This is a genomic window from Agromyces sp. S2-1-8 (genome assembly GCF_021129215.1).
Classification (GTDB): Bacteria; Actinomycetota; Actinomycetes; order Actinomycetales; family Microbacteriaceae; genus Agromyces; species Agromyces chromiiresistens.
The window spans coordinates 109,045-121,997 of sequence record NZ_JAJOLP010000001.1 but is presented as its reverse complement, the minus strand read 5'-3'; the positions used below and the strand labels follow the sequence as shown (position 1 = coordinate 121,997).

6 protein-coding genes are annotated in these 12,953 nt (G+C 67.0%); 3 read left to right on the top strand and 3 right to left on the bottom strand.

Going from position 1 to position 12,953, the window contains the following annotated elements:
- Window positions 1-54 precede the first annotated feature (54 nt).
- Entirely contained in the window at window positions 55-1,077 is a 1,023-nt protein-coding gene (locus LR269_RS00505; RefSeq protein WP_231428760.1) for a LacI family DNA-binding transcriptional regulator, read from the bottom strand.
- 200 nt (window positions 1,078-1,277) lie between these two features.
- On the opposite strand from LR269_RS00505, the gene LR269_RS00500 reads away from it, so the two are divergent.
- Together LR269_RS00500 and LR269_RS18930 are read left to right on the top strand one after the other, a co-directional pair.
- Window positions 1,278-6,110 carry an Ig-like domain-containing protein gene (locus LR269_RS00500; RefSeq protein ID WP_231428759.1) on the top strand — a complete coding sequence of 1,611 codons (4,833 nt, stop codon included), beginning with the start codon at window positions 1,278-1,280 and terminating at the stop codon, window positions 6,108-6,110.
- Window positions 6,111-6,219: 109 nt separating this feature from the next.
- Window positions 6,220-6,993: a FadR/GntR family transcriptional regulator gene (locus LR269_RS18930; RefSeq protein ID WP_231428758.1), complete on the top strand. Its 774-nt coding sequence runs from the start codon at window positions 6,220-6,222 to the stop codon at window positions 6,991-6,993.
- 9 nt (window positions 6,994-7,002) lie between these two features.
- Here LR269_RS18930 and LR269_RS00490 read toward each other — a convergent pair whose 3' ends face one another.
- Both LR269_RS00490 and LR269_RS00485 read right to left on the bottom strand, forming a co-directional pair.
- Window positions 7,003-10,128 (bottom strand): glycoside hydrolase family 2 TIM barrel-domain containing protein, encoded by a 3,126-nt coding sequence (locus tag LR269_RS00490; RefSeq protein ID WP_231428757.1) that lies wholly within the window; start codon window positions 10,126-10,128, stop codon window positions 7,003-7,005.
- On the bottom strand, window positions 10,125-11,375 hold the full coding sequence (locus tag LR269_RS00485; protein WP_231428756.1) for an ROK family protein: 1,251 nt from the start codon (window positions 11,373-11,375) through the stop codon (window positions 10,125-10,127). Before LR269_RS00485 ends, LR269_RS00490 begins: the two co-directional genes overlap by 4 nt.
- 194 nt (window positions 11,376-11,569) lie before the next feature.
- On the opposite strand from LR269_RS00485, the gene LR269_RS00480 reads away from it, so the two are divergent.
- Complete coding sequence (locus LR269_RS00480; protein ID WP_231428755.1) at window positions 11,570-12,871, top strand: ABC transporter substrate-binding protein; 1,302 nt, start codon at window positions 11,570-11,572, stop codon at window positions 12,869-12,871.
- Window positions 12,872-12,953 lie beyond the last annotated feature (82 nt).

Below are 12,953 nucleotides of genomic sequence, written 5' to 3'. Positions count from 1 at the left end.
ACGATTAAGCACATGTTGGCGAGGGCCGGTGTTTGTGTCAAGACCTGTTTCCGGTCAGTGCTGCGCGCGGGTCGAGTCCCGTGAGAACAGCACCGGATCGAGGTCGAGCACCCGGCTCTGCGGTGTTGCGGCATCGAGCGCGCGCTCCAGCACGAAGTCGACAACGCGCTCTCGCATGTCCATGGCGCCGACTGAACTCATCCCCGACCGCTGGGCCAGCCCGGAGTCGCCGATGCCGATCACAGCGACATCCTCGGGCACGCGCAGGCCGAGTTCGCGAGCTGTCTGCACGGTCGCGAACGCCGCGAAGTCGGCCTCGGCGAAGACCGCTGTGGGAGGATCCTGCCGGCTCAGCAGTGCCCGTGCCGCCCGGTATGTGTCCAGCACGTCCTTCTCGAACTCCATGAGGAATCCAGCCTCGATCGGGAGGCCGGCGTCCGTCATCGCCTCGATGTACGCCCGGCGACGCACGCCTCCGTCCGGTTCGTCGGCGGCACTTGCACCCACCAGGCAGGCGACCCGCCGATGGCGCTCGATGAGGTGGTCGACGGCCAGCCGCGCAGCCCGGCGCTCATCGAACCGGATCACGTCGAAGCCGTCGGGCTCCAGCGTCGGTGAGTACACCGCGACCTTGCGCGCCAACGCGCCGAGCGCTTCGCGCCACTGAGCGGGCTCCGACACGCCGGCTGCCGCGACGAATGCCGCGTCGAACTCGCTGCGCGCGAGCGCTGCCGCGAAATCGGAGTCCAATGCGATCAGGGTCGTAAGTCCATGCTCGGGCGCCCGCGCGGTGAAGGTCTCCGCGATGTCCTGGGTCCAGGGGTCGCCGAGCATGTGCAGGACGAGCTGGATGACACCGGTGCGGCCGGTCCGGACCGACCGCGCCATTCGATTGGGCAGGTATCGAAGTTCGGCGGCAGAACGCCGGATCCGCTCCGCTGTCTCGTCGGAGAACCGCGCGCCGGGCTTCTGGGTGCCGGAGAGCACATACGACGCAGTGGCGACCGAGACGCCGGCGTGCTCCGCGATCTCGCGCAGCGTGACCCGCGTGCGCGCCTCTCCTGAATCGCTGCCCATAACGTCAGAAGCCTAGTGCGCGGTCGGAGGGGCGGCCTGTCAACGAGTCGAGCCGCTCGGCGCCAGCGCGAATGAATCAGGTTGATCAGGCGCATTCTTGCGATGTGTCTTGCGGATCGTGCAATGTATCTGGTCTACTCGGCGGGAACGTTCGCTTGAATCTGATACATCTGCCCCTCGATGAAGAGAAGGACATCACCATGACCAGATCCCGCAGAATCCGGAAGCGAACGGGGGGCGCGCTCATCGCCGCTGCCGCGGTCGCCGGGTGCTTGCTGCCACTACAGCCCGCATTGGCCATGCAGACGACCGGCACCGCACCGTATCTCAATCAGTGGCTCGTCTCCGGGCCGTTCACGGTTCCCGTGATCCAGGGGACGGACGCCCCCACGGCCGTTCTCGGCCATGAGGTCGTCGCCCCGGGCGGTGCGGAGAAGTCGCGCTGGCAGTACTTCGACGACCGGATCTTCAACCGCAATTACGACGACTACAACGACCTGATGGGCTACTTCGACGTCAAACAGGGGCAGCCCACCGTCGACAAGTGGGTGCTCGCCGCAACGCACGTCTACAGCCCGACGGCACAGACCGTGCAATGGCAGCTCGGCGGCTCCGGTGTCTACTCCGTGTTCGCCAACGACGAGAAGGTGGGAGCGCAGACTTCCGTCCCTGGCCGGGTGAGCAAATCCGGCACGCGCTACGCCGTGCAGCTGAAAGCTGGCTGGAACGAACTGGTCATCCAGATTCAGCACAAGAACCCCGGGGCCAGCAAGAACTTCCTCGGGTTCTACTCGCGCATCTCGGATGCGAACGGCAACACCGTCCCCGGACTGACGTACTCGGCATCCTCCAGCGCGACGGATGAGCTCGAGATCGTCACGCGTGGACTCGACGTGGACAAGGACGCATTCACGCAGCGCAACGCGAACGTTCCTGCGAACGACTACCCGGCCAACGTCCTGCCCTACGGGTACGACGAGAACCCCTACGTCGCCATGACCGCGACACTGGATGGAAAACGGAACACCTCCGGCATCGCGCCGCAGGCCTCCGCCTTCACCTTTCAGGCGGCCGGTGGCGCACCGGGATATGAGTGGAAGGTCACGGACGGAGAGCTTCCGCCCGGGCTGACGCTCGCCGCTGACGGCAGCATCACCGGCACCGTGAAGGACGGCGCCCAGGGCAAGAACGGCAAGGACTACGCCTTCACCGTGAAAGTCACCGATGCCGACGGCGCCACGGCGACAAGGAAGTACACGATCACCGTCAAGGAGAACCCGGTCGACTGGTTCATCGACGGCAAGATGTCGGCGCTCTCGCACACCACGGGCACGATGCCCAACCTGTACGACCCGAACTACAACTACGACGAGTGGGCGCGCACGGCGAAGGAGATGGGCATGACCATGCTCTCCACCGAGAGCCTGCAGAACACCGTCTACTACTGGCCGTCACCGAACGCCAACCTCACGCCGAACGACGGCAACAAGCTGTTCAAGTACGGTGCGCTGGAGCAGTCAACCGACGGCGCCTGGCAGGTGAAAGACCGTGTGCAGCAGGCCAAAGACGCCGCGGAACGGTACGGGATGAAGTTCGGGGTCTATGTCTCCTCGCTCTACGAAGGACGCGAGATCCTCGAGAGCGACATCCAGAACCTCGTCGCCCGTTACGACCCGTGGTACCTGTTCGCCGACGGCGGCCCCGAGTCGTACTCCAACACGGATATCGCCTGGAGCTCGGCTCGCAACTACAACGACCGGGTGCTCATCGACGCGAACCCGAACGCGCAGACCGGCGACCAGGACATCACCCTGCACGAGCGGCCCTTCTGGAACGCCGAGCCCTACAACGAGGGCGGCTGGGTCAACGGCATCCTGAAGCAGGGTCGCAAGGTCGCGCACGAGGAGTGGAACGACCCCTACACCACCGCGCTCGACGTCTGGACCCAGTACGCGAAGGGCAACGAGCGCGACGACTGGCGCGAGGCGACCAAGGAGCTCATCAACCAGTACGGCCACGGCTACGTGATGAACTACGACTCGTCGATCACGGTGACCCGCGGCATGGACAACCTGAGCAGCAACCTCGACAACACGAACATCTTCTCGATGGTCCCGATCTCGTCGCAGCAGCTCTCGGACATGCGACAGGGCATCATCACCTGGATGGACAACCGCGGAGGCCCCGACCTGCGTGAGTCGCTCTACGGCACCACGCCCTACACGCTCGACTATGAGCGCAAGCCCGGCTGGTTCGAGGACCCGCAGAAGGCGATCGCCTTCGGCCAAGGACCCGACTGGGGCTACGCGATGGCCCGCGATCAGTACGTGTACCTGCACCTGATCGAGAACCAGATCAAGGGCACCGCGAAGTCCGGGCTCGACGGCGCTGAAACTCTGCAGAGGGTTGGACCTTTCACCCACGACATCGCCAAGGTCGAGTGGTTGAACAAGGGTAGGGCACTTCCGTTCACCACGGCGAAGACGGACGCCGGCTACTACGTGGACATCGACACCTCCTCGGTGCGGACGGACCCGATCGACACGGTCATCAAGGTCACCACGAAGGACAACACCCGCGAGTACCGGCTGTCGAGCGTCAAGGTCTTCAGCAGCCAGCAGGAACCTCAGCTGCTCAAGCTTCGGGCGGAGAGCTACATGAACGGCTACACGAACGTGCTCGCCCCGGCGAAGCTCACCTTCACGACAGACAACCCGAGCGTGGCGAGTCCGAGTGGGAAGAGCGGCGTCATCCATGCCGGTGCCGACGGCACCGCCACGATCACCGTCACAGCGACCTACGACGACGGAGTGAACGCGCCGCAGGTGAAGAAGGACACCTACCCGGTGATCGTCCGCGACGGCGCGATCTCGCCGAACCTGCCGCTCACCGGCATCGAGATGTCGACCGGGGGAGCGCGATTCTGGAAGGAGCTCGACGCGCGCGAGCGGGTGGAGGTCGGCTTCACGGGGTACACCGAGAAGGGCGGCGGCGTCGACGTCGTCTCGTCGTCGAAGGTGACCTACCACTACGCGACCGTCGATGGCCGCCGGGACGTCCCCGGCGGAAAGATCGACATCCGTGAGGTTCCGGCCAGCACTGTGCCGTTCTCGGTGGCCGACGGCGAGCTTCGAGCCACTGGAACCGTGGACAAGCCCACGATGTACGCATACTGGGCAGACATCACGGTGAACGGGAAGACTTTCACGGCATCCCGGAACTTCGTCACGGTGCAGCCGGATGCCAACGCCGCGGCCGGCCTGGTACCAGAGGTGACAACCGACGCGGTAGACGCGAAGGACCTCTCCGACGGCGTCATCAACGACGCCTCCGGGGCGAACACGTCCCGGTGGCGGATCCCCGGCGGGGAGGCCGGCAGCATCACCTACGACCTGAAGTCGCTGCAGGAGCTTTCACGGGTGAACGTGTTCTTCGATCACCACATGCCGAACGCCGACAACGTCACTTACACGAACGCGCCGCAGAAGCTCAAGATCGAGTACAGCAAGGACGGGACCGAGTGGACCACGGGCACGCAGACGACTGAATTGTCTGGAGGAGGCCTGCCCACGTCGCGGAACACCAAGGCCGTGCCGAAGAACGACACCACCTTGTACGGATGGGAGCAGGAGGGCAATTACTACGACTACCCCGTCGATCCCGCACACGACAGCGTGCAGGCGCGCTACGTACGGGTGTCGTTCCCGGAGGGCGGCCAGAACGGCAGCCCGGTGGACGTACTCGAGGTGCGGATCGGTTCGCTGCGAGACCTGACGGCGCTCGGCAGCATCCGCCTCGATGCAGCAGTCGCCGACGACGCGAAGACCGCGCAGGTCGAGGTCGAGGGACGCTCATTCCAGGACGCGGGGATCAGCCTTGACCCGTCCGAGCTGTCGTTCGAGAGCGAGAACCCGGATGTCGCCACGATCGACGCCACCGGCAGGGTCACGGCCGTCGCCGCAGGGCGGTCGAAGATCACCGCGACCGCCGATCACGAGGGGTACCGCGCGAGCAGTTACCTGTACGTGAACGTCGACGCCCAGGGGCGGATCTCGCTGCCGACGTTCCTCACCGAGGTGAGCCTGAAGCTCTCCGCGGACGAAATCCGCGTCGGTGCTCCCGTCGTCGCGTCGCTCGAGGGGACGCTCAACACCGGCGACATGGCGAACCTGTCGAAGGCAGACATCTCTTACGAGTTCGGCGACAGCCGGCTGAAGCAGGTGCCTGGCAGCGACACGATCGTGCTCGGTGAACCGATCACCGGTACGTTCACGTCGACGGTCGAAGCCGTCGTCGAACTCGACGGCGTGACCATCCGCTCGGGCGCAGCGAAGCTGAAGGCCGCGGGAGACAACCTCGCCGGCCTGGCGGACGTGACCGTCTCGTCCGTGCGCGACCGAACCGGTGACTCCAACGGGAACAATCAGGACCCGCGCTACGTCGGCACCATGGCGATCGACGACAACCGAGCAACGACGTGGGCCGCGAAGAAGGCGGACGCCAAGCCCTCGATCACGCTGCGTTTCCCGTCGCCGATCGAGATCGATCGGGTCAACCTCGTCGATCGCGGCGCGCTCGTCGATCACGCCGGCGAGGGCCTCATTGAGTGGGAAGGCGGCAGCAAGCTGGTGAAGGACATCCGGTGGGACGGGCAGCCCGACAACCTTGTGAAGCTGGACAGCCCGGTCACGACCTCTTGGATGAAGTTCACCATCGATCCGAACCAGACGTATGACAACGTCGCAGTCGGCGGGGAGAGTGGCTTGGTCGAGTTCCAGGTGTACGGCCCGCAGAAAGCCAGCACGGTCGTGGACACCGTCTCGCTCCCTGTCGACACCACGGTCGGAAGTATCCCCATGCTGCCCGCGCAGGTTGACGCCGTGTACTCGGACGGCAGTACGAAGGCCGTCGCGGTCGAGTGGGAGCCCATCTCCGAGGATGACGTCGCGAAGGAGGGCTGGTTCACAGTGACGGGCACGATCGCCGGCTCCCAGGTAGAGGCTGAAGCCGTAATCACCGTGGCGCGAGGCTGACGCCGCGTGACCGACCCCAGACGCGCCCGGTGCCGCTCCACGAGCGGCGCCGGGCGCCCTGCCGTTGCTGTAATAGGCTCGGACGCAGCGACCCCCAGGGAGGGTGAACGTGGCATCTGAGGCAGGGGCCGAACTCGACGCGCCGGCGCCGGCATCCGGTTACCGTCCCGGCTACGAGATCGCCGCAGAGCGCATCCTCGAGTACATCGTCGAGCAGGAACTGCCGCCCGGGACGCGCCTGCCCACCGAGAGCGCACTCGCCGAAATCGTCGGGATGTCGCGGACCATCGTCCGGGAGGCGGTGAAGATCCTCTCGGCGCTTGGACGGCTTTCCGTCCAGCGCGGCCGGGGCATCTATGTGGCCCGGCCGCCGGAGGCGCCTTGGGGCGCCTCGATTTCCGGGTTCCTGCCCGCCGACCCCGACCAGGTGGGTGAGATATTCGAGTTCCGTCGCTTCGTCGAGCTCAGTACCACCGATCTCGCCTCCCGCAGGGCGACCCCGGCGCAGGTGAGGGCGATCCGGGAGGCAGCCGAGCACACCCGGGAACTCGCCGCCGGCGACCTCGAGGATTTCAACCGGGCGGATGCCGTGTTCCACCGCTCAATCGGCGAGGCTGCGGCGAACACCTTCATGCTGGGATGCCTCGATGCCGTGCAGCGCCTCCAGCAACAGATCAGCGTCATCGCGCTGGCCAGCACCGCCGGTGGATCCGTCAGCGCCGCAGCGGATCAGCACGTCGCGATCGCGGCGGCGATCGCGGACGGCGACACGGCGCTCGCCGTCCGCCTCATGACCGAACACGTCGACCTCACCGCGCAGCAGTTCAAGAGCGCCATCCTCGGACGCGTGTTCACCGCGCCCCAGGGGCCCTCGCAGGACTGACGCGGATCGCTACGACAGTGCCCGGATCCGCGCCACGATCGTCCGTGCCGCACTGCTGAGCATGTCGCCCGGCCACACGTCGGGACCGCACGACCGCGACCCGATCCCGTTCTGGGCGGCATCGAGGTACAGGTGGGACGCGCTCGGCGCGGGCAACTCGTACGGATGCCGCACCTGTGCCAGTTCCTGCGCGGTATGACGTGTGAGCGTGAACCCGGGCCAGCGGCCCTGCAGGTCCGGAGGCGTGTCGAGTCGCACGCGAGGCACGCCGTTCGCGGTGAGCGTCAACTCGCGCAGCCCGGCACGGTGTCCGGTTTCCTGCGGTCGCGCGTAGGGAACGCTCAGCGCATCGATGTCCGCGGCGAAGCGTCCGACGCGCACCGCGTGGTCGGTGTCGGGGTAGGACTCGCCCGGGCCGGTGCCGAACCAGCGTGCGCCGTCCACCTCGCGCGGGAGATCGAGGCGGACGCCGAGCCGCGGCCAGATGTAGGGCCAGTCGGAGGTCGGCTCGAAGTCGAACCTCACCCAGAGTTCCCCCCGGTGCAGCTGCCACGTCTCGGTCAGCGTGACGGCGTGCCGCGAGTTGGGTGGCGCCCATCGGCTACGCGTCCGCAGGCCCTCTGCGAAGACCTCCACAGACTCGACGCGGCCGACGAGCAGGTGCAAGTAGTCCCGTGTCCAGACGTCGGCGTGCGGGGGATCGACGGTCGCGTGCCGGTAGTCGACCGGGAGCATCGGGTCGTATCGAGTGGAGTCGACGGCGCCCGCGCCGCGATCATTGTCGGTCGGCGCCCGGAACAGTTCGCAGCGCACAGGCCCGGTGGTCAGCCCGGCCAGCGAGGTCAGGCGGCCGCCGGCGAAGGACGCGGGCCCGAGGGTCGCCCGGTGCGCGCCGGATGCCGGCGAGGTCACAGCCGGGGGCGGCGGCGCCTCCGCTCGGGCGTGGTCGTGCACGCGCTGGCGGGTGAGGTCGAACTGCGTGACGGCGACGATGTGTCCGGCTCCGGCCCAGGGAAGATCGGCGTCGTAGCGCGCATCGATCGTCACCCAGATCTCCTGCTCGTCGGCGAGCTGCGGCAGCGTGATGCGCAGCGACCGGCACTCGCCCGCAGCGAGCGGCGACTCGGATCCCGTGTCCAGCACCGGAACCTCTTCCCCAGGCGCACCGTCGATCTCCACACGGCCGGTGAACTGCACGGGCGCGATGTCGACGCCTGCGTGCCCGCGCACCCCGACTGTGACGTGGTCGTCGTGCACCTCTGGCGTGCCGAATTCGACCGGGGCGACGACGGCAGCGAACTCGAGCAGCCCGGGGCTCGGCGTGCCGTCGGAGAACACCAGCCCGTCCAGCACGAAGTTGCCGTCGTGCACGCGTTCGCCGAAATCGCCGCCGTAGGCGAAGTACTCCTCGCCGTCGGGGGTCGTCTGCCGGATGCCGTGATCACGCCACTCCCAGATGAACCCGCCGTGCAATCGGGGGTACCTCCGGCTGCCGTCGGCGTTGCGCGCACGTACCAGTTCTTCGTAGCGCGCGAGGCCGCCGGGGCCGTTGCCCATCGCGTGGCCGTACTCGGCCATCAGGAAGGGGCGTTTTCGCACCCTCGCCGCTTCGGCGAAGTCGGTGGCCCACGGGGTTGATCCGTCTTCGTCGCTGCAGATGCTGCGCACGTCGGCGACGGACGTGTACATCCGGGAGTAGATGTCGGTGTAGCGGCCTTGATAGTCGCCCTCGTAGTGCACCGGCCGCTCCGGGTCGCGTGCGCGTACCCAGTTGGCCGCAGCGGCGAGGTTCTCGCCGGTGTGAGACTCGTTGCCGAGCGACCAGATGATCACGCTCGGATGGTTCTTGTCACGCTCGACCGTGCGGCGCATCCGATCGACGACGGCGTCGCGCCATTGCGGGTCGCCGCTCGGATTCCGTTCCCATTGGACGGGTTCCGCCTTGCCGAACGCATGCGATTCGTAATCGTTCTCGAGTACGACCCAGAATCCGACCTCGTCGATGAGGTCGAGCACCCGCGGATGCGGCGGATAGTGCGACGTGCGGATCGCGTTCACGTTGTGCCGCTTCATCTGGTGCAACTCTTCGCGCACCCAGGCCTCGTCGAACACCCTGCCGTGGTCGGGGTGCGTCTCATGCCGGTTCACGCCGTTGAAGATCACCTGGGTGCCGTTGACCCTGATCTCGCCGTCGACGATCTGCACGGTGCGGAATCCCACGCGCAGCGTGATCGTCTCGGTCGCGCTGGCCACGGATGCCTCGTACAAGCGGGGGATCTCGGCTGACCAGGGTGCGACCGCCGCGATGCGCACGGGCCGCACGTCGTCGGCCGTCGGCCAGCTCACGTCGACGTCGAGCTCGGGAACCCGCAGCCGGATCGGGTACGCCGCGTCGGCGGCGACGACCTCTGGCAGAATCTCGCCACTCCCCGTCGTCGGGTCGAACGCCGTCCGCAGCCACACGTCGTCGATGCCGCCGATGGGTCGCGCCTGCAGGCTCACGTCCCGGAAGATGCCGGGAAGGTACCACTGGTCCTGGTCCTCGACGAACGTCTGGGCCGACCACTTATGCACACGAACGGCGATGGTGTTGAGCCCGGGATGCAGTGCGGAGGACACGTCGAACTCCTGCGCGAGCCGGGAGCCGACCCCGACACCGATCTCGCGCCCGTTCACCCACACCCGGTAGATCGACTCCACGCCGTCGAACCGGAGCACCACTGCCTCGAACCGGAGCGGGTCGAGCCAGTCGGCCGGCACGTCGAAGGTTCGGCGGTGGTCCCCGGTCGGATTCTCGTCGGGCACGAAGGGCGGATCGATCGGGATGCTCAACTGGCTGTTCGTGTACTCGGGCCATCCGAATGCGCCGTCGGCTGCGAGCACCCAGTGGCAGGGCAGCTCGATCGTGGTCCAGTCGGAGTCGTCGAACGTCGGAGCGGCGAACCCGTCGACCGCCTCGCCCGCCGGCAGGGCGTCCGGTGCGCCGACGGAACCCGGAGCCCCCGGCAGCAGTCGGAAGCGCCACGGTCCGTCGAGTGACAGGAACGGCGCGTCAGAGCGCAGCCACGATCGCGCGGGCCGGCGTGCACCGGATCCAGGGCCGATCGCGGTGATGTATCCGGCAGTGTCGTTCATCCGGCCTTCTCGGCGGTGTTCGCATGGGCGAAGGGATTCGTGAACAGGTTCTCCTCGATCCTGTTCAGCGCGAGACGCACCGCGCCGATTGCGGCGGCGCTCTCGCCGAGCGGTGAGACGACCACGCGCGGCTCGAACATGCACACTCGGGAGAGGCGGGAGCGGATAGCTTCCGCCGCGATGTCGCCGGCGACCACGCCCCCGCCGCCGACGACGACGACCTCGGGATCGACGGTGATGACGAGCCCTTCGATGCCCTCGGCGAATTCGTCCGCGAAGTCCACGACGGCCTGTTGCGCGTCGGCCTCACCCCGCTGCGCTGCTTCGAAGACCGTCAACGGATCGATCCCGAGCACCCGATCATCCGGAAGCGCATCGACGTCGACCCCAGTGAAGCTCACGAGCTTGCGGTATGCATGGATCAGCCGGCGACCGGATTCCGGTGGGATCTCCCCAGCGGCACCGTGATGGCCCAACGGTGAGACACCATCGATGAGATACGCGGATCCGAGGCGTCGTCCCACGTGCAGGTAGACGGCGCTGTCGCACCCTGCGGCCGCACCGACCCAGTACTCGCCGAGGACGGCGGCGCGCATGTCGTTCGCCACGTGCACGGGGACTGGAAGGAACTGCCCGAGCATCTCGGCGATGTTCTGCCCCATCATTTCGGGGATCGTCGAGCGGACGACCTGGCCGTCGGCGCGCGCGATGCCGACCGTCGAGGCGGTCGCGGCGAGGATCTGGTCGGAGTCGCGGCCGGCAAGGCGGAGTGCCTCCGTGATCGCCGTGCGGGCGGCGGCGCCACGCTCCTCCGCGGTAGCCCCGTCGGCAACGGGATAGTCGGCCCGTCCGATCACCGTGCCGGCCAGATCGGAGATGAGCGCCCGTACCCAGTGCGGCGCGAGATCGATCCCGGCCACGCAGCCGGCTTGGGAATCGAACCGGATCGTCCGAGCGGGCCGACCGGCCTGACGTCGTCCACCACGCGGGTTCGGTGGCGCCTCGACCAGCCAGCCCTGCCCGATCAGCGCGTCCACCACGTCTTCGGCGGTCGGCCGCGAAATTCCCGCCGCTTGCGCGATCTCGGTGACGGTGTACCGGTCTGCACCATCGCCCTCGCCGCTGCGGAGACCGGGGTCCGCCTGCGCGGAGTAGAGGAGGCGCAGCACTGCGACGACGTTCATCCTGCGCAACGCGGAGGAGTCCCCCGCGTACGCAGTGCCCGAGCCGACATCGTTGACCGACATAGTGAATCTCATTTCTGAATCGTCAGAGTGCTCGCAATCCCCAAACGCTAGCAGAAATATAGGGTTGACAGCACCCCTGCCTCCTGCAAAACTACCCGAGCCGGAGAGAATACGAAAACTACTTTGGTAAACCTGCTTCATTGCGTCGCACCCCACATCGCGCCGCACACCCCACCCCGAGAAAAGAGACACTCGTGCGTATACAACGACGTAAGACGCGGTACCTGGCCCTGGGTGCCGTCGCCGCGGCCGCCATCGCGCTCACCGGCTGCACCGCCGGCGGGTCCGCTTCCTCCGGCTCTGACGACAACGTCACCCTGACCTTCCTCGTCTCCGAATCCCCGAACCTGACCCCGGAGTACTGGGATGCCGCGATCGCCCGCGCCTCGAAGGAGGTCCCAGGCGTGACGATCAAGAAGGTCGTCGGCGAGAACACCCCGGCCTACGCGCAGCAGCTGTTCGCGTCGGGCCAGGCACCCGACATCTTCGCCGCAGGCATCGCGAACGGCCTTGCCCAGAAGGGTGAGCTCGCGGAGTACAGCCGCGAGGAACTGGAGGCAGCGGGAATCACCGACTTCACCTCGGGTACCATCGACGGCAAGTTCTACGGCATCCCGACCGCCGCGCAGGCCATCCCGCTCGTCTACTACAACAAGGACCTTTTCGAGCAGGCCGGCATCAGCGCCCCGCCGAAGACGTACGACGAACTCATCGAGGACGCAGCCGCGCTGAAGGCGGCCGGCATCGCCCCGTTCGAGATCGGCGGCGGCGGCAAGGACACCTGGGCGACGGCCTTCGCGCTCAACGCCGCCGTCTCCGCCGACGTGCTCATCGACGACCCGGAATGGTTCCTCAAGCGTGAGAAGGACGAGGTCAAGTTCACCGACCCCGAGTTCGTCGGCGCAGCCGAGAAGGTGTCGTCGATCATGAAGGACGGCCTCGCGGACCCCGACGGTATGACCCGGACCTACGCCGACCTCGAGCAGGCATTCATCGACGGCAAGGCGGCCATGTACCCGATGGGGTCGTGGTTCACTGCCGCAGCCGACGGCAAGAAGCTGGACAACATCGGCGTCTTCGGGTGGCCGAGCGATGCGGGCAAGCCGGCCTTTCCGGTCGTCACCGGTGCCGGAATGAACGTGAACGCGAACTCGGAGCACGTCGACCTCGCCAAGGAATGGGCGCTCGCCTTCGCGACCGACAAGGAGAACCTCGACGCCTCCGCCATCGTCGACGGCGGAATCGTCACCGTGAAGGACTACACGATCCCCGACGGCGTCGGTGCGCTCTACACCGAGATGGTGGCCGCGTACGACCTCGCCACCTCCGCTGAGGCGACAGTGCCGGCCTGGGGCAACATCACCGGCGACGGTGCGCTTCCTCCTGGGTTCAACGACAAGATGATCGCGGCGAACGTCGATCTGCTCACGGGCAAGACCACGCCCGAGCAGTTCGCGAAGTACCTCGACGAGCAGTACGCCGCCGCGCAGAAGTAACCGCGTCCCGCAAGGGGAAGGGGACGGCCTCCGTCCTAGGCCGTTCCCCTTCCCGACGAGATGCTCGAGAAGCGAAGACGCC